Genomic DNA, 22,003 nt, shown 5'->3' on the forward strand with positions numbered 1-22,003 from the left:
GCCCGGTGCTACCATCGGGGCGGTGACAGGGACAGGGAGCGGTCATGTCGCTCGCGCTGCGGCGCGCCCCGCGAATGCGGGTCGCCGAATTTCTCGAGATGATCCGCCACCGCCCGGACGAGGAGCGCTGGGAGCTTCTCGACGGCGAGGCGGTGCTGATGGCGCCGCAAGACGAGCGTCATCAGCTGATCGTCAGCAACCTCCTCGCGGCCTTGCGCCCGCTCGTGGCGAAGTTCGGCTGCCGCGCCCTGCCTGGCCTCGGGCTGCGCAACGACTTCGTCGATGATGACGCACCGATCCCCGATGTCATCGTCCGGTGCGGCCCGCTTCTTCCGGACGGCTATGCCCGCGACCCGCTCGTCGTCGCCGAGGTGCTGTCGCCGTCGACACTGAACAACGACCGCGGTCGCAAGGCGGCCTTCTACCAGGGGCTCCAGACCCTGCGCGCCTCCCTGATCGTCTATGCCGACGAGGCCCGGGTCGAGCGATGGTCGCGGGGCAATGGGCCTGACGCGACCATGCGGATCCTCGGCCGGAACGACGTGATTCCGCTGCCCGATCTCGGCGGGGAGATCCCCGTCGCCGCCCTCTACGATGGCATCCCTCTCTGACGCCCGAGCCGCCCTTGCCCCATTTCGACGAATTCTACGCCAACAAGCTGCGCGGCACCCTCGGGGTGACCGACGCCGAATCGGTCCTCGACCTGCGCGGCGCGCCCCGGCCCCAAGCCGAGGCGTCGCTGGCCGACATGCTGGAGCGCAGCCGCTTCGCCAAGGGCAAGACCGTGGCGGTGCGCCTCGACGGGCCGGTGCCCGGCGGCGGCGAGACCCTGTTCCAGCCGGTCGGCCGCCAGCTTCTCGACGCCAAACGCCGCGGCTGGGTCGATCGCCTCCAGACCCTGCCGTCCCAGGACGGGCTCGGCTTCTACGTCGCCCTGGCCGGGCGCCCCGACAAGACGCCCGAGGCCCGCTGACGCGATGGACCAGCCGACATCCACGACCCTCGCCGATCTTCCGGCGACCGAGCTTCTCACCCTCTATGCCAGCCGGGCCGTCTCGCCGGTCGCGGTGACGCAGGCGGTGATCGCCCGGGCCGAGGCGGCCGAGCCCCGCCTGCACGCGCTCTACGCCTTCGCGCCGGACGCCGCCCTGGCCGCCGCCCGCGCCTCCGAGGCGCGCTGGATGACGGGCGAGGCCCTGCCCCTCGACGGGGTGCCGGTCACCATCAAGGAGAACATCGCCGTCGAGGGCGTGCCGATGCCGCTCGGCACCGCCGCCCGGAACGATGCGCCGCCGAGCCCGCGCGATGCGCCGGCCACCGCCCGGTTGCGCGAGGACGGGGCGGTGATCCTCGCCTCCACGACGATGCCGGATTACGGCATGCTGTCCTCGGGGCTGTCGAGCGTCCATCCCCTCACCCGCAACCCCTGGGACCTCGCCAAGGGGCCGGGCGGCTCCTCGGCCGGCTCGGGCGCGGCGGCAGCGGCGGGCTACGGCCCGATCCATCTCGGCACCGATATCGGCGGCTCGATCCGGCTGCCCGCCTCCTGGTGCGGCGTCGTCGGCCTCAAGCCCAGCCACGGCCGCGTGCCCCTCGACAACGCCTTCTACGGCCGCTGCGCCGGGCCGCTGACCCGCACGGTCGCCGACACGGCGCTGACGATGCGCAGCATCAGCCGCCCGGACGACCGCGACCCGACCGGCCTGCCCCCGGCCGACCTGCCCTGGCTCGATCTCGACGGGCTCGACCTGACGGGCCTGCGCCTGGGCCTGGTGATGGACACGGCGGCGGGCCTGCCCCTCGATCCGGCGAACCGGGCGGTGGTGGAGGCGGCGGTCCGGCTCCTCGCCGAGGCCGGCGCGGTGATCGAGCCGGTGCCGGCCTTCCTGACGCAGGAGATGCTGGACGGGCTCGACCTGTTCTGGCGCCAGCGCGCCTCCCTCGACATCGACGCCCTCGACGAGGCCCGGCGCGCCCGGGTGCTGCCCTTCATCCGCGACTGGGCGGCGGGCGGCCGGAACGCGAGCGGCGCGGCGATCTTCCGCGGCATGAGCCAGATGGCGGCGATGCGCGACGCGGCGCTCGCGGCGATCCGGCCCTACGATTTCCTGATCGGCCCGGTCTCGCCGAACCCGCCCTTCCCGGCCGAGCACGCCTCGCCCACCAACGACCCGGCCCGGGCGATGGCCCATATCGCCTACACGGTGCCGTTCAACATGTCGGAGCAGCCGGCGATCTCGGTGCCCGCCGGCTTCACGCCGGACGGGTTGCCGGTCGGCCTCCAGATCGCCGGGCGGCGCTTCGACGATGTCGGGGTGCTGCGGCTCGCCCGCGCCTTCGAGCGGATCCGGCCGGCGCTCCGGCCCTGGCCGATTGTGGCCTGACCGTTTCGGTCAGGCCGTCTCGCCCGTCAGCCGGGCCAGCGCCCGCTCGCGCCCGATCAGCGGCAGCAGGCCGGCGAGGTCGGGGCCGTGGTCGAGGCCGGTCAGCGCGAGGCGCAAGGGCAGGAACAGCGCCTTGCCCTTGAGGCCGGTGGCGTTGCGCACGGCGTCCGTCACCCGCTTCCAGGTCGTCGCATCCCACGGCTCCGGCGGCAGGGCGTCGCGGGCGGCAGCCAGAAGCTCCGGCGCCTCGCCGATGACCGGCGTCACCGGCCCCTCCACCACCCGCCACCAGGCGGCGGCGTCCGACACCCGGGTCAGGTTCGCCCGCACCACCTCCCAGAAGGCGTGCGCCTGATCCGGCGCGACGCCCATCGCGGCGAGGCGCCCGGCCACCGCCGCAGCGGGCAGGCCGTGGACCACCCGGGCGTTGAGGCCGTCGAGTTCGTGCTCGTCGAACTTCGCCGGCGCCCGCGAGACATGGGCGAGATCGACAAGGGACGCCAGCTCGTCGAGATCGGCGACCGGCCGCACCGCTTCGGCCGAGCCGGTGAGGACGGCGAGCGCCGCGACCGCCGTCGGCTCGTAGCCGGAGTCGCGTAGCCCCCGCAGGGAGAGATGGCCGAGGCGCTTCGACAGCCCCTCGCCGCTCGCCGTGGTGAGCAGGTTGTGGTGGGCAAAGACCGGCACCTTGGCGCCCAGCGCCGAGAAGATCTGGATCTGGACCGCCGTGTTGGTGACGTGGTCCTCGCCGCGGATGACGTGGGTCACGCCGGTCTCGGCGTCGTCGACCACGGAGGGAAGGGTGTAGAGGTAGCTGCCGTCCTCGCGGATCAGCACCGGGTCGGACAGGCTGTCGGCCTCGACGTGGCAAGGCCCGCGCACGAGGTCGTCCCAGGTGACGGTGCCGGGATCGAGGCGGAAGCGCCAATGCGGCCGGCGCCCCTCGGCCTCGAACGCGGCGCGCGCCTCAGGCGTCAGCGTCAGGGCGGCGCGGTCATAGACTGGTGGCAGGCCGCGGCCGAGCTGGCGCCGGCGGCGGCGCTCCAGCTCCTCGGCCGTCTCGAAGGCCGGGTAGAGCCGGCCGATCGCCTTCAGCCGCTCGGCCGCCGCGTCGTAGATGGCGAGGTGCTCCGACTGGCGAAAGGTCCCGTCCGGGACGATGCCGAGCCACCCCAAATCCTCCGCGATCGCCGCGGCGAACTCTGCCGTCGAGCGCGCCGTGTCGGTGTCGTCGAGGCGCAGCCAGAACCGGCCGCCCTCCCGGCGGGCGAACAGCGCATTGAACAGGGCCGGCCGGGCATTGCCGATATGCAGAAAGCCGGTGGGCGAGGGAGCGAAGCGGACGACGGGTGCCATGCGGTCCTCGTAGAGCATCGGCCGAGCGGGGCGCAATCGGCCGGTTGCCCGTCGGCGTCGCGGCAGGCATCGGAGCGACGCCTTGACAGACCTTGCCCCGCGCCGCATCGCGATGGGCCGTGGACGCCTCCTCTCCTCCCTCGATCGGCCTGCCGCCGCCCGGCACGACGGCCTGGCTCGTCACCGACGGCAAGGCCGGCGACCTCGCCCCCTGCCGCGGCCTCGCCGAGGCGCTCGGGCTCGCCGCCGAGGAGCGACGGATCGCCCCCCGCCCGCCCTTCTCCTGGCTCGCTCCCCGCGGCCCGGCCGATCCCCGTGAGCGGGCCCTGCGCCCGCCCTGGCCCGATCTCGCCATCGCCACCGGCCGGCGGGCGGTGCCGGCCTTGCGCGCCGTCAAGCGGCGCTCGGGCGGGACGACCTTCACGGTGTTCCTGCGCGACCCGCGCATCGGCGCCCGCGCCGCGGACCTGATCTGGGTGCCGGCCCACGACCGCCTGCGCGGGGCCAATGTGATCGTGACCGAGACGGGCCCGCATCCGGTCTCTCCGGCACGGCTGGCCGCCGCGCGGGACAACCCCGATCCACGCCTCGCCGCCCTCCCCCGGCCCCGCGCCGCGGTGCTGGTCGGCGGCGACAGCCGGCATGGGCGCTTTTCGGACGAGGACGCGCGGGCCCTGCTCGCCGGGCTGGAGCGCCTGGCCGGCGCGGCGAGCCTGATGATCACCGCCTCCCGCCGCACGCCCGGGCCTTTGCGGGCGGCCCTTGCCGACCTGGCCCGCCGGCAGGGCGGCTTCTTCTGGGACGGGAACGGCGAGAACCCCTATCTCGCCCTGCTGGCGTTGGCCGACACGATCGTGGCGACGGCCGATTCGGCCAACATGGTGACGGAAGCCTGCGCCGTCGGCGTCCCGGTGCTGCTGTTCGAACCGGGGAACCTTTATGCCCGCCACCGCCCGCTCTTCGAGGCACTGAAACGGCACGGAGCTGTGCATCCTTTCACTGGACGGGTTGAAGCGTTGCGGTCCAAGCCCTTAGACATGACACTCGCGATCGCGCAGGCTGTGGCGAATGCCTATATGGGGCATCGCGACGCGCTCGCCCGCCGGACGGCTCGCTAGGGCCTCATCGGCGGCAGCCCCGGAGACCCTTATGTCCACCACCCCGCAGGCTCCCCAGCACGAGAAGCTCGTGATCATCGGTTCCGGCCCGGCCGGCTACACCGCCGCGATCTACGCCGCCCGCGCCATGGTCGAGCCGCTGCTGATCTCGGGCTTCCAGCCCGGCGGCCAGCTGATGATCACCACCGATGTCGAGAACTATCCGGGCTTCGCGGACGCGATCCAGGGCCCGTGGCTAATGGAGCAGATGCGCTCCCAAGCCGAGCATGTCGGCACCCGGATCGTCTCGGAATACATCACCAAGGTCGACCTCGCGCAAAGGCCGTTCCGGCTCGAGGCCGATTCGGGTGCGGTCTTCACCTGCGACGCGCTCATCATCGCCACCGGCGCCCAGGCCAAATGGCTCGGCCTGCCCTCGGAGGCGAAGTTCCAGGGCTTCGGCGTCTCGGCCTGCGCCACCTGCGACGGTTTCTTCTTCCGCAACAGGGAGGTCGTGGTCGTCGGCGGCGGCAACACCGCGGTCGAGGAGGCGCTGTATCTCGCCAACCTCGCCTCCAAGGTCACGGTGGTGCACCGCCGCGACACGTTCCGGGCCGAGCGCATCCTCCAGGAGCGCCTGTTCAAGCACCCGAACGTCGAGGTGGTGTGGAACCACGCGGTGGAAGAAATCTGCGGCCGCGACAAGCCGGCCCCGTCCGTCACCCATGTCCGCCTGCGCGACACGCTCACCGGCGCGATCACCGAGCGCAAGGCCGACGGCGTGTTCGTCGCCATCGGCCACCAGCCGGCGACCGCGGTCTTCGAGGGGCAATTGCCCCTCAGGGCCGGCGGCTACCTCGACGTGACGCCCGGCACCGCCATGACGGCGATCCCTGGCGTCTTCGCCGCGGGCGACGTGACCGACGACGTCTACCGGCAGGCGATCACCGCCGCCGGGATGGGCTGCATGGCCGCGCTCGAGGCGGAGAAGTATCTGGCCAACCTGGCGATCGGCGAACAGCCGCGCCAGGCCGCGGCCGAGTAGGAGATGTGTCCGGGGCCGGGGATGAGCCCCGGTTCCGGCCTTGTGTGGCGTTCGCTCTGAACTCACCGGCATTCAGGCCGGCCGGGGCTCTGGCGAGGGGTTGGCGGCCGTGGACTGGGACAAGATCCGGATTTTCCTCAACGTCGCCGAGGCGGGCAGCTTCACCAAGGCGGGCGACGACATCGGCCTGAGCCAATCGGCGGTGAGCCGCCAGATCAGCGCCCTCGAACGGGAGCTGAAGGCGCCGCTGTTCCACCGCCACGCCCGCGGGCTGATCCTGACCGAGCAGGGCGACCTGCTGTTCCGGGCCGCCCGGGACATGAAGATGCGGCTCGAGACCACCAGGGCCCGCCTCGTCGAGACCAGCGAGCGCCCGTCCGGCGATCTGAAGGTGACGACGACGGTGGGCCTCGGCACCGCCTGGCTGGCGCAGCGCGTCGCCGAGTTCCTCGACCTGCACCCGGATGTCCGCGTCGAGCTGATCCTGACCAACGAGGAACTCGATCTCGCCATGCGCGAGGCCGACGTGGCGATCCGCCTGCGCCGCCCGGCCCAGCCGGACCTGATCCAACGCCGGCTGTTCACCGTGCATTACCACGTCTTCGCCTCGCTCGATTACGTGAAGCGCTTCGGCGAGCCGAAGACGATCGACGACCTCGACAAGCATCGCCTGGTCTCGTTCGGCGGCGACCAGCCGTCCTACCTGATGGCGACGCACTGGCTCGCGACCGTCGGCCGCGAGGGGCGCGAGCACCGCACCATCCACTTCACGGTGAACAACATTTCGGCGCTCCAGCTCGCCGTCGAGACCGGTGCCGGCATCGGCATCCTGCCGGACTACGTGGCGGACGGGAACGAGCAGCTCGTCCAAGTGCTGCGCGACTACGAGATGCCGAACCTCGAGAGCTACCTCGTCTATGCCGAGGAGATGCGGACGGTCGCCCGCGTCCAGGCATTCCGGGATTTTCTGGTCGCCAAGGCGCAGCGCTGGACCTACTGAGCCGGGGCGCCGCCCGCCCCGCCTTGCGAAGGGCTGCCCGGGGAAAGACGAGGCGTGGGACATCCCCTCTCCCCGCCCGCGGGGAGAGGGGTAAACCCGCGCCTTTCTCCAGCCAGCCCGCGCCTCGCGGAGTCGGCCCGGGTTCACGGGTGGGACGGAGGGCCCGATACCGTACCGACCGGCAAGTGTTCTGGCGCACGCAGCGACCGCGAACGCAGGGCAGTGCCCTCACGTTGTCCGTGGCGAGGCCCGGAATCGACCTCCGGGTGCTTTTGACGGTCGACGGAGGCTCACTATGCGTCATTCGCATCTCGTCGCCGCCCTCCTGGCGGCGGCTCTCGCGCCCGGCCCGCTCCTGGCACAGGCCGAGCCCCCGATGCGCGATCCCGGCGCCACCGGCTCCCTGACCACCCGCGAGACCACCGGGGTCGGGCAGACCAAGCCGCCGGGCGCGGCCCTCGGCCCCGAGGCCGGCCTGACGCCGGACCTGCGCGAACGCGACCGCGCGATCCAGCGCCAGATCGAGACCAGCATCTGCACCGGCTGCACGGAGTAGCCGCTACGTCCGCCGCGCCGCATTAGTCCGGTCTGCATTAGACGGAATGAGCGGTTGCGGGCGCGCCGAGCGGACGACTACACCGGCTGCAACCAGCCTGTCCGCCACCGGGCACGGCCGACGAAGGAGGAGCGCCATGAGCCAGCGGGTCGTCGAGGTCAGCCAGGAGGCACGTGCGCGGGCGCAGATCGACGAAGCCAAGTATCAGGCGTGGTACGACGCCTCGATTCGCGATCCCGAGACATTCTGGCGCGAGCACGGCAAGCGGATCGACTGGTTCACGCCTTACGCCAAAGTGAAGGAGACGACGTTCGGCCCCGGCGACGTCTCGATCAAGTGGTTCTCCGACGGCGTCACGAACGCCGCCTACAATTGCATCGACCGCCACCTCGACAGCCGCGGCGAGCAGGTGGCGATCATCTGGGAGGGCGACGACCCATCCGAGTCGCGCCACATCACCTACCGTGAGTTGCATACGGAAGTGTGCCGGATGGCAAACGTCCTGCGCAACCGCGGCGTCTCCAAGGGCGACCGGGTCACCATCTACCTGCCGATGATCCCCGAGGCCGCCTTCGCCATGCTGGCCTGCGCCCGGCTAGGGGCGATCCACTCGGTGGTGTTCGGCGGCTTCTCGCCGGATTCGCTCGCCGGCCGCATCCAGGGCTGCGAGTCGAAGCTCGTCATCACCGCCGACGAGGGCCTGCGCGGCGGCCGCAAGGTGCCGCTGAAGGCCAATGTCGACGCGGCGATCCAGCGCCTTCCGGCCGACAGCGTCGACCACGTCATCGTGGTGCGCCGCACCGGCGGCGCGATCGAGATGGATCCGGTCCGCGACGTCTATTACGACGCCGCCGCCGCCCAGGTCACCGACGAATGCCCGGTGACCCATGTCGAGGCCGAGCACCCGTTGTTCCTGCTCTATACCTCGGGCTCGACCGGCCAGCCGAAGGGCGTCGTCCACACCACCGGCGGCTATCTCGTCTACGCCTCGATGACCCACCAATACGTCTTCGACTACCACGAGGGCGACATCTACTGGTGCACCGCCGATGTCGGCTGGGTCACCGGCCATTCCTACATCCTGTATGGGCCGCTGGCGAACGGTGCCACCACGCTGATGTTCGAGGGCATCCCGACCTATCCGTCGATCTCGCGGTTCTGGGACGTCGTCGACAAGCACAAGGTCAACATCTTCTACACCGCCCCGACGGCGATCCGCTCGCTGATGGGCGCCGGCGAGGAACCGGTGAAGAAGACCTCGCGGAAGAGCTTGCGGGTGCTCGGTTCGGTCGGCGAGCCGATCAACCCCGAAGCCTGGGAATGGTACTACCGGGTGGTCGGTGACGAGCGTTGCCCGATCGTCGATACCTGGTGGCAGACCGAGACCGGCGGCATCCTCATCACCCCCCTCCCCGGTGCCACCCCGCTCAAGCCCGGCTCGGCGACCCGGCCGTTCTTCGGCGTCAGGCCGGTGGTGGTCGACGGCGACAACGTGGTCCAGGAGGGAGCCTGCGAGGGCAACCTCTGCATCGACGATTCCTGGCCCGGCCAGATGCGGACCGTGTGGGGCGACCACGAGCGCTTCGTGCAGACCTACTTCTCGACGTTCCCGGGCCGCTATTTCTCGGGCGACGGCTGCCGGCGCGACGCGGACGGCGATTACTGGATCACCGGGCGCGTCGACGACGTCATCAACGTCTCGGGCCACCGGATGGGCACGGCGGAGGTCGAATCCTCGCTTGTCGCCCACCCGAAGGTCTCCGAGGCCGCGGTGGTGGGCTATCCCCACGACATCAAGGGCCAGGGCATCTACGCCTACGTGACCCTGATGCAGGGCGAGGAGCCCTCCGACGCGCTCCGCAAGGAGCTGGTCGCCTGGGTGCGCAAGGATATCGGGCCGATCGCGTCGCCCGACCTGATCCAGTTCGCCCCCGGCCTGCCCAAGACCCGCTCCGGCAAGATCATGCGCCGCATCCTGCGCAAGATCGCCGAGAACGAGTTCTCTTCCCTCGGCGACACCTCGACGCTCGCCGAGCCAGCGGTGGTCGATGACCTGATCGAGAACCGCCAGAACCGCAGCAAGTGATCGTGATGCCGGGGCCCCGATCGGGGCCCCGGCTTTTTTAATCCTGTGCGCGACGGTCGCACTTCTCAGACCTTCGTCGCATCGAGAACATTTTCAGTCCCTTTGTGCTGGCTTTCGCCACAGAATTGAGCCATCGGGATTATTGCGCCGCAACACGCACAGTCGGCGCAAGCTCAGCCTGGCGAGAACAGGCCGTCAGACAGATCGACGCACCGGCCTCATCCTCCCGCACCGTCCTCGGTGCGCGGCAGAGCCGTGCCAGATCACGACGACACCATCACCGACAACAAAGACAGGGAGGCCCGCCGATGGCAGAGGCAGAGACCGCTCGGGTTCTGGCGAGTCCGACATTCCACAGATTGGTGCATGAGCGCACCCGCTTCGGCTGGATCCTGTCCGGCGTCATGCTGGGCATCTACCTCGTCTTCGTTCTGCTCGTCGCCTTCGCGCATGGATTGATGGCGACGAAGATCGGCTCCGGGGTGACCTCGCTCGGCATCGTGCTCGGCCTCGTCGTCATCGTGTCGGCCTTCGTGCTCACCGGGATCTACGTCGCCCGGGCCAATGGCCGCTTCGACGACCTGACCCGCGACCTCAACCGGGAGCTCGGCCGATGACCGCTCGCCGTCTTGCCCTCGTGGCCGCCCTCACCCTCGCCGGGGCGGGCGCCGCCTACGCCGCCGGTCCGGATCTCGGCGCCGTGCAGAAGCAGGCGACGAACTGGACCGCCGTCGCGATGTTCCTGCTCTTCGTGCTCGCCACGTTGGGCATCACCTACAAGGCCGCCGCGGGCTCGAAGTCCGCGGCCGATTTCTACGCCGCCGGCGGCGGCATCTCGGCCGGCCAGAACGCGCTCGCCATCGCGGGCGACTACATGTCGGCGGCGTCGTTCCTCGGCATCTCGGGCCTCGTCTTCTCGTCGGGCTTCGACGGGCTGATCTACTCGATCGGCTTCCTGGTCGGCTGGCCGATCGTGCTGTTCCTGATCGCCGAGCGCCTGCGCAACCTCGGCAAGTTCACCTTCGCCGACGTGGCGAGCTTCCGCCTCGACCAGACCCGGATCCGCATCCTGTCGGCGACCGGCACGCTCGTCGTGGTGGCGTTCTACCTGATCGCCCAGATGGTCGGTGCCGGCAAGCTGATCCAGCTCCTGTTCGGCCTCGACTACCTCTATGCGGTGATCGCGGTCGGGATCCTGATGATCGTCTATGTCGCGTTCGGCGGCATGAAGGCGACGACCTGGGTGCAGATCATCAAGGCGTGCCTGCTGCTGGCCGGGGCGTCCTTCATGGCGCTCGCGGTCCTGTGGCGCTACGGCTTCAACCCGGAGGCGCTGTTCGCCGCGGCCGTGGCCGAGCATCCCAAGCACGAGGCGATCATGGCGCCGGGCGGCCTCGTCGCCGATCCGGTCTCCGCGATCTCGCTCGGCATCGGCCTGATGTTCGGCACCGCCGGCCTGCCCCACATCCTGATGCGGTTCTTCACCGTCTCGGACGCGCAGGCGGCACGCAAGTCGGTGTTCTACGCCACCGGCCTGATCGCCTACTTCTACATCCTCACCTTCATCATCGGCTTTGGCGCCATCACCTTCCTGATGGGCGACCCGAGCTACTTCAAGGCCGGCGCCAACGGCGCCTACGACCGGATCGCCGGGCTTCTCGGTGGCAGCAACATGGCGGCGGTGCATCTCGCCAACGCCACCGGCGGCTCGCTCTTCCTCGGCTTCATCTCGGCGGTGGCCTTCGCGACCATCCTGGCGGTGGTGGCGGGCCTGACCCTCGCCGGGGCCTCGGCCGTCAGCCACGATCTCTACGCCCAGGTCTTCGCCCGCGGGCGCACCACCGAGGCGAGCGAGGTGCGGCTGTCGAAGATCGCGGCGGTGGTGATCGGCCTCGTGGCGATCTATCTCGGCTACGTGTTCGAGAACCAGAACGTCGCCTTCATGGTCGGCCTCGCCTTCGCGGTGGCGGCGAGCTGCAACTTCCCGGTGCTGGCCATGTCGATCCTGTGGAAGGGCACGACCACGCTCGGCGCCCTCGTCGGCGGCCTGATCGGCCTCGTCAGCGCGGTCGTGATGGTGGTGCTGTCGAAGGCGGTGTGGGTCACCACCTTCGGCCACGCCGCGGCGCTCTTCCCCTACGACAATCCGGCCCTGTTCTCGATGCCGCTGGCCTTCCTGGGCATCTGGGCGGTCTCGACGATCGACAACTCCGCCCGGGCCCGTCGCGAGCGGGCGGCCTTCGAGGCGCAATACGTGCGCTCGGAGACCGGCATCGGGGCGGCCGGCGCGCACGCGCATTGACGGGAACCGGGCGGCTCCCTGCAACGGAGCACCGCCTCCCCAGACGAGACCAGGGCGTCCGGACGCACGAGCCCGGACGCCCTGCCGCCGTTACTCACGCCTCGCTCCGGTCTCGGTCTCCCCTCGTTTGGCCCGGACCGGAAGGCCGCCGTGGATCCCCGTCAAACGGCGGCGCTCAGGGTTTGACCGCGTAGGCGCGGAACGACTGCCGGGACGCCGCGGCCTTCTTGCAAGGCTTGCCGCCGACAGGCTCGTCCCCGTCGTCGCTCAGCAGGTGCAGGGTGTCCGGGTCGTCAGGATACAGGAAGAGAGCCTCGGGGTGCCCTGCCAGATCGCGCAGCGTCTCCGGCGCCTCGCCGGCCGTCCCGGACCAGCGATAGAGGGCGAAGGCGCCCTCCGGGCCGGGTGGCCCCGCCACGATCAGGTAGCCCTTGCGGGATGCGACGTAGTCCATGCTCCGGATCCCGCGTCCATCGAGGGGCAGCAGGATCGGCTGACCCAGCCTGGGAGGCCGGCCCTCGATCACCTCGGCGGGGTTGTCGAGCGGGACGACGATGGCGCCCTTCGCCAGCACGGGGCTCCGCAGGCCAATCAGCAGGCGGCCATCGGGAGTTGCCGCCAGACCTTCGATGTTCAGCCCGTTCTCCTCGGGCGCCAGCTTCGCCGCGTCCTTCAAGCCGAGCGACGCAAGGGCAGGCTGGGTGAGCGCCGTGACCAGCTCCGTGTAAGGCGTGCCCACCGTGATCAGGTCCGGGGCGCCGCCCTTGGTCACGATGTCGGTGGCGAACAGGCGATGGCGCTTCGGTCTCTTTTTGCCTTCGGAGTTCCGCCCGTGCGAGGAGATCCAGTAGATGCGGTTCCCGATGCGCGCCGCCCCTTCGAGATCGCTCTCCTTGCCGCTCGTGTCCTCATCCGGAGGGGTCAGGAACGCATCGATCGCGATCGTCCGCGCACGGCCCGGCTTATCCCTGTCGTAGATGCGCAAGGTATTGTCTTCGTCGTTTGCCACGACGAAACTGGATCGATCGATCGCGACGGCCGCCGATGCATCGCACATCCCTTGATAGTTCAAAACATCATCCGCCAGTGCCGGACCATGAAGGACGATCATCAACAAAGATGCGATTGCCAGTCTATCCATGGCCACCCCCCTAACGCATATCAATGATTTTATCGGTCGATTGCTCCACATCTCCAGCCAGGCCCGTCGATGCATGATCTTGACTAACGATCATCTGCACGCAAGAGCGCGTTCATGGCCGATGTTTTAGTTGAGAGCAATAAAACGAAATCCTGTTCGCCACAAGGCCGTTTCGGCGAACGCGACCCGGACCGGCAACGAGAACAACCCTGGAGGCGCGCCGATGCCCCACAACGGGCCGGGCGGCACCGGAGACATGAGACGAAGGCGTAACGCATGTCTCGACATGACCCGCTGGCACAGCGCCCACCCGTGCTGCACACGAGACACGATAGGACGGTCCGTCTGGAGCGCCGTTCGTTCCCACCCTCGACCTCATCCTGATGTCCAAGCAAAAGACGATTTCGCCTGCCTCAGACCTAAAATACAAAATATTTATTAAATATACCCCAGGCACCCGAAAAGTGGAAACCACATTTCGGGTGCCTGGGGTATATGATCTCATGACAATGTCGATGGCGTGCGATTCTCAGGCCGACGGGATGCCATGGCCATGGCATTACAATCGGGCACGCTTCTACGATCTTGTTCGGCCGCAGATGTGTGTCGCAATACCGGCGATCACCCCCGCAAGATCTGATTGGCGCCGCGTCCGTCACCCGAGGGACTCGTCCTCCCGGCCCGGGCCACACTCCTCCGGCACCGGCGCGACCCCGGTGTCACCGACGATCGGGATCAATGCCCGCCCGGCTCCCCATGCATCTGCCGGATCCGCCGCACCGTCCACCACACCCCGGCCAGCAGGACCGGCACCGCCACGGCCGTCCCGATGGTCGCGTCGACCGGCAGGCCGGCATGGTGCGCCCCCTCCAGGACGTGGTGGAAGAGGCTCGCAACGTAATAGGTGATCGCCGCGACCGACAGGCCCTCGACGGTCTGCTGCATCCGCAATTGCAGCCGCACCCGGTCGTTCATCGACTGGAGCTGGGCCTGGTTCTGGCGCTCCAGGTCGATGTCGACCCGCGTGCGCAGCATCTGGGCGGCCCGGGCGAGCTTGCGGGAGAGCATGTCCTGCCGCTCGGCGATCGTCGTGCAGGTGCGGATCGCCGGGTTGTAGCGTCGGGCGAGGAAGACCGACCAGCTCGTCTGACCCGGCAGCGCGTGCTCGCCCGAGGAGGACAGGCGCAGGCGCACCAACTCGTCGTAGGCCCGCGTCGCGCCGAAGCGGTACATCGCCCGCGAGGCACCGGCCTCCAGCTCGGCGGCGAGCCCGATCAGCTCGTCGAGGAGGGCGTGATTCTCCGAAAAACCCTCGCTGGAGCGCATCGCCTCCATCAGCGGCGGCAGCGCGGTCTCGATCCGCCGGATCGTCGGCCCGAGCGCCTGCGCCTCCGGCAGGCCGAGGAGTGCGAGCGTGCGGTAGGTCTCGATCTCGAGCAGACGCTGGACCAGGGTGCCGGCACCGAGCCGGCTCAGGCGCCGGTCGGCCACCACGATGCGGACATAGCCGTGCGGATCGGGCTGGAAGTCGGTGGCGATCACCGCCGCGCCCCCCTCCGCCTCCGCCATCGCCAGGGAGGCGGCATTGAAGCCCGAGACCACGTCGGCCGGCAATCCGCCATCCACCGCCGCTAGGAGGTGGAGATCGACCGCGACGAGGAGCGGGCCGGGCTGGGCCACCTCCGCCATCGCGCCGTCAATCGCGTCGGGATGGGGCTGGAACGCCTGGCCCTGCGCGTCGGCGTATTCCCACGTATAGGTGGTGAACTCGCTGTGGCTCTCCCAGCGCAGGACCGCGCCGGAGAAGATCACCCGGTGCTGCTTGGCTCCCGGCGCCGGCCCCGGATGGCCGAGGCCGGTGCAATAGGCGTCGAGCGCGTCGCGGTCGGCGGCGGCGGCATCGCCGTCGGTCAGGAAGGCGTAATGCAGGACGCGGCGGGGCGTCTTGACCGGCGTGAATGGCCGGGCATGGACCTCCGCCAGCACCCGCGCGCGCAAGGGGTGTTCGTCCAGCCGCATCCTCGTCGCCCGCCTCTCGCTGCGTCAAGCGTGTCGTCGCCACGCTTGGCTTGGCCGAGGCGGCCCCCTCGGTCAACGGGCCCCTTGGTCGGCGGGCGGCCCAGGAGACTGTCGGTGCCGGCGGTCGGTGCCGGCGGTCAGTGCCGGAAGTGGCGGTGGCCGGTGAGCACCATGGCGAGGCCGGCCTCGTCGGCGGCACGGATCACGTCGTCGTCGCGCATCGAGCCGCCGGGCTGGATCACCGCCGTGGCGCCGGCCTCGGCCGCGGCGAGCAGGCCGTCGGCGAAGGGGAAGAAGGCATCGGACGCCACCACCGCGCCGCGGGCGAGGCTCTCTGGCAAGCCGGCGGCCTTCGCGGCTTCCGCCGCCTTCCAGGCGGCGATGCGCGAGGAATCGACCCGCGACATCTGCCCGGCGCCGATGCCGACCGTGGCGCCGTCCTTGGCATAGACGATCGCGTTCGACTTGACGTGCTTGGCGACCCGGAAGGCGAAGCGCAGGTCCGACAACTCGGCCTCGGTCGGCGCGCGCTTCGTCACGACCTTGAGCGGCATGTCGTCGACGACGGCGTTGTCGCGGTCCTGGACCAGGAAGCCGCCCGCCACCGTGCGCCAGACCTGGCCGGGCTTGCGGGGATCGGCGACGCCGCCGGTGGTGAGAAGACGCAGGTTCTTCTTGGCGGCGATGATCGCGGCGGCCTCCTCGGTGGCATCGGGCGCGATGATGACTTCCGTGAAGATCTCGACGATCTTCCCCGCCGCCTCGGCGTCGAGGGTGCGGTTCAGCGCGACGATGCCGCCGAAGGCCGAGACCGGATCGCAACGCAGCGCCCGCTCGTAGGCGTCGAGAAGGCTCGCCCCCTCCGCGACGCCGCACGGGTTGGCGTGCTTGACGATGACGACCGCGGCGGTGCGGGCCGGGTCGAACTCGCTCACCGCCTCGAAGGCGGCGTCGGTGTCGTTGATGTTGTTGTAGGACAGTTCCTTGCCCTGGAGCTGGCGCGCGGTGGCGACGCCCGGGCGCGGGGCGCCGGCAGTGCGGTAGAAGGCGGCCTTCATGTGGGGATTCTCGCCGTAGCGCAGGCCCTGGGCCAGGGTCCCGCCAAGGGCCTGGAAGGTCTGTGCCGCGGGTGCCGCCCCGATCTCGCCGGCGAGCCAGGTCGCGATGGCGGCGTCGTAGGAGGCGGTCCGCGCATAGGCTTTCTGGGCCAGGCGCCGCCGGGTCGCGAAGGTGACGGCGCCGTCATGGGCGTCGAGGTCGGCGAGCACCGCCCCGTAATCGGCGACGTCGACCACCACGGCGACGTCCTTGTGGTTCTTGGCCGCGGCACGGATCATCGCCGGGCCGCCGATGTCGATGTTCTCGATGCACTGGGCCGCCGGCTTGCCCGCCGCCAGCGTCGCCTCGAACGGATAGAGGTTGACCACGAGGAGGTCGATCGCCGCGATGCCGTGGGCCAGCATGGCGGCCTGGTGCTCAGGGTTGTCGCGGATGGCGAGCAGGCCGCCATGCACGCCCGGATGCAGGGTCTTGACCCGGCCGTCCATCATCTCGGGGAAGCCGGTGAGGTCGGAGACTTCCGTGACGGTCAGCCCCGCCTCGGTGAGGGTCCGGTGGGTGCCGCCAGTCGAGACCAGGGTGACACCGCGGGCGGCGAGCGCCCGGGCGAATTCCACCAGCCCGGTCTTGTCCGAGACGGAGAGGAGCGCGCGGGAGATGCGGGACAGGTCGCTCGCCATGGTGACACCGGGTCTTTCGGTCGGGGGCGCAGCCCGCGGAAAAACCCGAGCCGGCACAGGAATTTCCGGCGCGCCTAGCAGAAACGGCCGGTCGAAGCCAGATGTTGCGCCGCAAAGCGGGGTGACAGGCCGCCCGGACGATCCGTCCGGACTGGTCTCGGCAAGCCCGCGTCGCGGAGCCGGACGCTGCCCACGTCCGACCGACAGCGGTTCTGGCATCGCGGCGCGATCGGTCGGGCACCGGGCGAGGCGCCCCCCTCGTCCTCCACGGCATCGGCCGTGGAGGGGCGCGGCTCGCGCCGTCTGACGGATAGGCTCCGGGGGACAGACTTGCTATGAGGGGGCCGGCCGCGCCCGAGCCCGGGAGCGGCCGGTCGCGCCACGGGAGGCGGTGATTTTCTCCGACAGTCCCTGGGGGACGGGCCTCGGCCTGTTCGCCATCGTGTTCCTGGTCTTCGCGAACGGGTTCTTCGTCGCGGCCGAGTTCGCCCTGGTGGCGGTCAGGCGCAGCCGGGTCCAGGAGCTCGTAGCCGAGAAGCGGGCCCATGCGGGTGCCCTGCAACGGGCGGTCGACAGCCTGGATTCGCATCTGGCGGCCACGCAGCTCGGCATCACCATCTCGTCCCTCGCCCTCGGCTGGGTCGGCGAGCCGGCCCTGGCCCACCTGATCGAGCCCCTGCTCGCCTTCCTGCCGCAGGGCGTGAGCATGGTCGGCGCCCACGCCGTCGCGGTGGTGATCTCCTTCGTCATCATCACCTCGCTGCACATCGTGCTGGGCGAGCTGGCGCCGAAGAGCCTGGCGCTCCAGCGCAGCGAGCGCACGGCACTCGCCATCGTTCGCCCCTTACGGCTGTTCCTGCTGATCTTCCGCCCGGCGATCTCGTTCCTCAACGGGCTCGGCAACGGCGTGCTGCGCCTGTGCGGGTTGCAGCCGGGCTCGGGCGAGGGCTCGCTGCATTCCACCGCCGAGTTGTCGCTGCTGGTGGCGGCGAGCCAGGAGGCGGGCCTGATCCAGGAATCGCAGCAGGCGGCGGTGCAGCGCATCTTCGGCATCGGCGAGCGGCGGGTGCGGGACATCATGACCCCGCGCCACGAGGTCGACTGGATCGACATCGAGGATCCGCGCGAGGCGGTGCTGGAGACGATCCGCGCCTGCCGCCACGAGCAATTGGTGGCGAGCCGCGGCGAGATCCACGAGATCGTCGGCGTGCTGCGCAAGCAGGACGTGCTCAACCAGCTCCTCGACGGGGCGCCGATCAGCCTCGACGCGATCATCCGCGAGCCGATCGTCGTGCACGAGGGGATGCCGATCCTGCGGGTGCTCGAGACCTTCAAGGCCAAGCCCGTCCGGATGGCGATCGTCGTCGACGAGTACGGCGATCTCGAAGGCATCGTCACCCAGACCGATCTCCTCGAGGCGATCGCCGGCGACATCCCGGAAACCGACGACGACGAGCCGATGGTGGTCGAGCGCCAGGACGGGTCGCTGCTCATCGACGGCATGATGCCGGCGGTCGATGCCTTCGAGCGCCTCGGCCTCACCGAGCGGCTCGACAGCGACGACTTCTCGACGCTCGCCGGCTTCGTGATCTTCCAGCTCGGCCGCATCCCCACCGCCGGCGACGGGTTCGAGCGCAACGGCTGGCGCTTCGAGGTCGTCGACATGGACGGGCGCCGGGTCGACAAGATCCTGGCCGCAAAGACGGAGACCTGAGCCTTACCCTGCGTGAATCACGCTTGCAATCGATCGCCGTGGGGTTAGGTAGCTCCTGCCAGATTATCCTGAGTCGCTGCCCGGGTGGGGCCAGGGGGCCCCACGGCGAGCGACGGAGATCGAGACCCATGACCCTCAACCGCACCCTTCTGCTCGCAGCTCTCCTGGCCGCGCCGCTCGCGCTTCCGGTCTCGGCCGAGGCAAAGCCGAAGGCCGACCGCACCATCGCGGCGGTCGACACCGATGCCGACGGCACGATTGACCTGGCCGAGGTGAAGGCCGCGGCCGGCGCCGTGTTCGACAAGCTCGAGAAGGATGCCGACGGCACCCTCGACACCAAGGAACTTCAGGGCCGCGTCAGCCGCAAGGACATGAAGGCCGCCGACCCGGACAACGACGGCACCCTGGACAAGGCCGAGTACCTCGCCCTGGTCGAGGCCCGCTTCAAGGCCGCCAATCCGGACAACGACGGCACCGTCGATGCCAAGGAAATCCGCACGCCGGCCGGCAAGGCCCTGGCACGCCTGCTGAAGTAAGAGGCTGTTGGGAAAGCCCCCTCAACATACGAAATGTGGTGCCAGATGGGCAGATTGGGCGCCACATGTTGCGCCTGGAGACCCCTTTCCCAACGGACTCTCACAACAAATCGCTTCTGCTACGGCTAGAGAAGCTTCGCGATCGCGTTGCAATCGCGAAGCTTCTCTCGCTGTATTTTCTACGACGAACCGGTATCCACTTCGTCGGACAATACTCTAGGATTTATTACTCTTGACTCTTTCTCACCTTTGCACGTCGATCAGCGGCGACCAGGTCGGGTCGGAGGCGTAGGACGGCGTCGGGACCGGCTGCTCGACCTTGCCGGTGATGTCGACCATGTAGAGTTTGCCGCCGGCCTGGCCGCCGGGATCGCGGAAGAACATCACGTACTGGCCGTTCGGCGCCCAGGTCGGGCCCTCATTGTGAAAGCCTTCGGTCAACACCCGCTCGCCGCTGCCGTCGGGCTTCATGACGCAGATCGCGAAGGAGCCTTTCCGCTGGCGGGTGAACGCGATGTAGTCGCCCCGCGGCGACCAGGCCGGCTGCGAGGCCGAGCCGTCGCCGAAGGTCAGGCGGCGCGGGTTCGAGCCGTCGGCGCCCATGACGTAGACCTGCTGCTGGCCGCCGCGGTCGGATTCGAAGACGATCTCGCGCCCGTCCGGCGAGAAGGACGGCGAGGTGTCGATGGCGTTGGCGTTGGTGATCCGGGTCTGGGCCTTGGAGGCGAGGTCCATGACGTAGATGCTGGCATTGCCGCCGTCCTGGTCGCTCATCACCAGGCGCCGGCCGTCCGGCGAGAAGCGCGGGCTGGTGCTCATCTCGGCATTGGTCGGGATCACCTGGCGTGCGCCGGTCGCGAGGTTGATGACCTGCACCCGCGGCTGCTGGCCGGTGACCTGCGCCATGTAGGTGATGTCCTGGGTCGAGGGCGAGTAGCGCGGCGCCACCACCGAGGCTTCGCCGCTCGTCAGGTAGCGCACGTTGGCGCCGTCCTGGTCCATGATGGCGAGGCGCTTGCGGCGGTGCTCCTTCGAGCCGGATTCGTCGACGAAGGCGACGCGGGTGTCGAAGAAGCCGCCGATGCCGGTGATCTTGGTGTAGACCGCATCCGAGATCAGATGGCCCATGCGGCGCGCATTGGCGCCGTCACCGGCATATTGCTGGCCGATCATCTGCTGGCCGGACAGCACGTCCCAGAGCCGGAACTCGGTCTTGAGCCGGCCCGACCCGTCGCGGATGACCCGGCCGGTGACGAGCCCCTGCACGCCGATGTCCTTCCAGGCCGAAAAGTTCGGGGCGGCGTCGAAGTTCGGAGTCTCGGGGAAGCGGGCTCTCTCGACCGGCGTGAAGTAGCCGGAGCGCTTCAGATTGTTGGTCACGATGCCCGACAGGGTCGGGCCGAGGCTCGGATCGCCGGAGAACTCCGCAATGGCGATCGGCATCGGCTGGAACGCGCCGCCGGGACCGATGCGCAGGTTGAGCTGAGCCTGTGCGGGCGCCGCGAAGCCCGAGACGAAGCCGGCGGTGAGGCACAGCCACAGGAAGGCGGCGAGAGCGGAACGCAATCGCGAGGGGGAGTGCATGGGGGACGTCCGTCGTGGGTGAGGCAGGCCGCCGGGGGCTCTCAGACCCGCGGCAACTCGAACTCCGCATTGATGACCCGCCAGTCGTTGTAGAACGGGGCGAACTGGGACGGGATGCGGAAGGGCGCGCAGCGGCGCACCGCCCGCACGGCGGCTTCGGCGATCGAGCGGTCGACCGCGCTGCCGCCGGCACGCAGGATGCGCGGATCGGTGGTGAGGGAGCCGTCCGGGTTCAGGCGGATGTCGAGCTGCGGCAGCACGATGCCCTGGGCGGCGCCGGGGGGCGCCGAGTAGCAGCGTTCGATCTGCTGCTGGAGCAGGCCGACCAGGGCGTCGCGCTGGCTCGGGTTGAGGCGTTGGGACGTGCCCGCCGCCGTGCCGAGGGCGGCGGTGCGCTGCACCTCGCGGCCGGTGGAACCGGTCGATTGCGACGGGCCATGCGCGGCCAGCATGTCGCGGATCGAGCCTGAATTGAACTTGGCGGCAAGCTCGGCCTGACGCCGGGCCTTGGCCTCGGCGGCGGCCTTGGCCTTCGCTTCCGCCACCGCCCGCGCCTTCGCGGCGGCTTCCGCCTTCGCCTTGGCTTCGGCGGCCGCGTGGGCCTTGGCCTCGGCCTCCGCCCTGGCCGCGGCCTTCGCGTCGGCGTCCGCCTGGGCTTTGGCTTCGGCTTCCGCCTTCCGGGCTTCCGCTTCGGCCTTGGCCTCGGCACGAGCCTTCGCATCGGCCTTCGCCTTGGCCTCGGCGACGGCCCTGGCTTTCGCCTCGGCGTCCGCCTGCGCCTTGGCGTCCGCCTCGGCCTTGGCGTCCGCGCGCGCCTTGGCCTCGGCCTCGGCGCGGGCCTTGGCCTCGGCCCTCGCCTTGGCGGCCGCAGCGGCTGCCGCCTTCTCCGCGGCGGCCTTCTCGGCCGCAGCCTTGGCCTCGGCCAGTTCCTCGCGCCGGATCGCCTCGGCCTCGGCCTTCTCGGCGGCGGCCTTCTCGGCCACAGCCTTGTCTGCCGCAGCCTTCTCGGCCGCCGCCCGGGCCGCCGCTTTCGCGGCGTCCTTCGCGGCTTCGCGAGCGGCTTCCCTGGCGGCCTCTCTCGCCGCTTCCTTCGCGGCCTCCCTGGCAGCTTCCTTGGCAGCTTCCTTGGCGGCTTCCTTGGCCTCCCGTTCCGCCTCGGCCTTGGCTTCGGCGCGCGCTTCGGCCTCCGCCCGGGCCTTCGCGGCGGCGGCCGCGGCCCTCTCCGCATCGGCCTTGGTGGTGTCGGGGCGGGGCGGCGGCATCGGGGCGGACTCGGGCTGCTCGAGGGCCGGCCGCAGGGACGGCGGCGGAATCTCCTCGGCGTTGGCGACCTTCATCTCCGGCCGGCGCGTCGGCGGGGGCCGCAAGCTGGCCCTGGCCTCGCCCGGGGCGGTCTCCTGCGGCCTGTCGGCAAACCCGCCCGCGCGCCGGCCTTTGGGCCGGG

Annotated in this window: 18 protein-coding genes; 12 read left to right on the forward strand and 6 right to left on the reverse strand. The window is 70.1% G+C overall.

The window, feature by feature from the left end:
- Window positions 1–44: 44 nt before the first annotated feature.
- Genes VP06_RS12595 through VP06_RS12605 form a run of 3 tightly spaced genes read left to right on the forward strand, consistent with a single transcriptional unit; the run spans window position 45 to window position 2,384 of the window.
- On the forward strand, window positions 45–611 hold the full coding sequence (locus VP06_RS12595; protein WP_048464120.1) for a Uma2 family endonuclease: 567 nt from the start codon (window positions 45–47) through the stop codon (window positions 609–611).
- Between the two features lie 14 nt (window positions 612–625).
- Window positions 626–973 carry a hypothetical protein gene (locus VP06_RS12600; protein ID WP_048464121.1) on the forward strand — a complete coding sequence of 116 codons (348 nt, stop codon included), beginning with the start codon at window positions 626–628 and terminating at the stop codon, window positions 971–973.
- 4 nt (window positions 974–977) lie between these two features.
- On the forward strand, window positions 978–2,384 hold the full coding sequence (locus tag VP06_RS12605; protein WP_048464122.1) for an amidase: 1,407 nt from the start codon (window positions 978–980) through the stop codon (window positions 2,382–2,384).
- 9 nt (window positions 2,385–2,393) lie between these two features.
- Here the strand turns inward: VP06_RS12605 and gltX are convergent, their stop codons facing one another.
- Complete coding sequence (gene gltX, locus VP06_RS12610; RefSeq protein ID WP_048464139.1) at window positions 2,394–3,740, reverse strand: glutamate--tRNA ligase; 1,347 nt, start codon at window positions 3,738–3,740, stop codon at window positions 2,394–2,396.
- A gap of 119 nt (window positions 3,741–3,859) precedes the next feature.
- Here gltX and VP06_RS12615 point away from each other — a divergent pair, with 119 nt between their 5' ends.
- From VP06_RS12615 to VP06_RS12645, 7 genes are all read left to right on the forward strand, one after another.
- Complete coding sequence (locus VP06_RS12615; protein WP_048464123.1) at window positions 3,860–4,858, forward strand: mitochondrial fission ELM1 family protein; 999 nt, start codon at window positions 3,860–3,862, stop codon at window positions 4,856–4,858.
- 31 nt (window positions 4,859–4,889) lie between these two features.
- Window positions 4,890–5,882, forward strand: a complete 993-nt coding sequence (gene trxB, locus VP06_RS12620) for a thioredoxin-disulfide reductase (RefSeq protein WP_048464124.1) — start codon at window positions 4,890–4,892, stop codon at window positions 5,880–5,882.
- Window positions 5,883–5,991: 109 nt separating this feature from the next.
- Window positions 5,992–6,882 (forward strand): LysR family transcriptional regulator, encoded by an 891-nt coding sequence (locus VP06_RS12625; protein WP_048464125.1) that lies wholly within the window; start codon window positions 5,992–5,994, stop codon window positions 6,880–6,882.
- A gap of 295 nt (window positions 6,883–7,177) precedes the next feature.
- Window positions 7,178–7,438, forward strand: a complete 261-nt coding sequence (locus VP06_RS12630; protein WP_048464126.1) for a hypothetical protein — start codon at window positions 7,178–7,180, stop codon at window positions 7,436–7,438.
- A 136-nt stretch (window positions 7,439–7,574) separates the two neighbouring features.
- On the forward strand, window positions 7,575–9,524 hold the full coding sequence (gene acs / locus VP06_RS12635) for an acetate--CoA ligase (protein WP_048464127.1): 1,950 nt from the start codon (window positions 7,575–7,577) through the stop codon (window positions 9,522–9,524).
- A gap of 308 nt (window positions 9,525–9,832) precedes the next feature.
- Window positions 9,833–10,141 carry a DUF485 domain-containing protein gene (locus VP06_RS12640; RefSeq protein ID WP_048464128.1) on the forward strand — a complete coding sequence of 103 codons (309 nt, stop codon included), beginning with the start codon at window positions 9,833–9,835 and terminating at the stop codon, window positions 10,139–10,141.
- Entirely contained in the window at window positions 10,138–11,826 is a 1,689-nt protein-coding gene (locus VP06_RS12645) for a cation acetate symporter (protein ID WP_048464129.1), read from the forward strand. Before VP06_RS12640 ends, VP06_RS12645 begins: the two co-directional genes overlap by 4 nt.
- Before the next feature lie 175 nt (window positions 11,827–12,001).
- Here VP06_RS12645 and VP06_RS12650 read toward each other — a convergent pair whose 3' ends face one another.
- The 3 genes from VP06_RS12650 to purH all read right to left on the reverse strand — a co-directional run bounded on the left by VP06_RS12650 (window position 12,002) and on the right by purH (window position 16,725).
- Window positions 12,002–12,937: a DUF3616 domain-containing protein gene (locus VP06_RS12650; RefSeq protein WP_048464130.1), complete on the reverse strand. Its 936-nt coding sequence runs from the start codon at window positions 12,935–12,937 to the stop codon at window positions 12,002–12,004.
- Window positions 12,938–13,702: 765 nt separating this feature from the next.
- Window positions 13,703–14,986 (reverse strand): DUF3422 family protein, encoded by a 1,284-nt coding sequence (locus VP06_RS12655; protein WP_048464131.1) that lies wholly within the window; start codon window positions 14,984–14,986, stop codon window positions 13,703–13,705.
- 137 nt (window positions 14,987–15,123) lie between these two features.
- Window positions 15,124–16,725 (reverse strand): bifunctional phosphoribosylaminoimidazolecarboxamide formyltransferase/IMP cyclohydrolase, encoded by a 1,602-nt coding sequence (gene purH / locus VP06_RS12660; RefSeq protein WP_048464132.1) that lies wholly within the window; start codon window positions 16,723–16,725, stop codon window positions 15,124–15,126.
- Window positions 16,726–17,116: 391 nt separating this feature from the next.
- Here purH and VP06_RS12665 point away from each other — a divergent pair, with 391 nt between their 5' ends.
- Window positions 17,117–18,439, forward strand: a complete 1,323-nt coding sequence (locus VP06_RS12665; protein ID WP_048464133.1) for a hemolysin family protein — start codon at window positions 17,117–17,119, stop codon at window positions 18,437–18,439.
- A 128-nt stretch (window positions 18,440–18,567) separates the two neighbouring features.
- A complete protein-coding gene (gene lanM, locus VP06_RS12670) occupies window positions 18,568–18,975 on the forward strand; it encodes a lanmodulin LanM (RefSeq protein ID WP_048464134.1) in 408 nt (135 codons plus the stop codon).
- Window positions 18,976–19,218: 243 nt separating this feature from the next.
- Here the strand turns inward: lanM and tolB are convergent, their stop codons facing one another.
- A complete protein-coding gene (gene tolB / locus VP06_RS12675) occupies window positions 19,219–20,559 on the reverse strand; it encodes a Tol-Pal system beta propeller repeat protein TolB (RefSeq protein WP_082167360.1) in 1,341 nt (446 codons plus the stop codon).
- Window positions 20,560–20,600: 41 nt separating this feature from the next.
- Window positions 20,601–21,896 (reverse strand): cell envelope integrity TolA family protein, encoded by a 1,296-nt coding sequence (locus VP06_RS12680; protein ID WP_082167362.1) that lies wholly within the window; start codon window positions 21,894–21,896, stop codon window positions 20,601–20,603.
- Window positions 21,897–22,003 lie beyond the last annotated feature (107 nt).

The sequence above is a fragment of the Methylobacterium aquaticum genome, from assembly GCF_001043915.1.
GTDB lineage: Bacteria > Pseudomonadota > Alphaproteobacteria > Rhizobiales > Beijerinckiaceae > Methylobacterium > Methylobacterium aquaticum.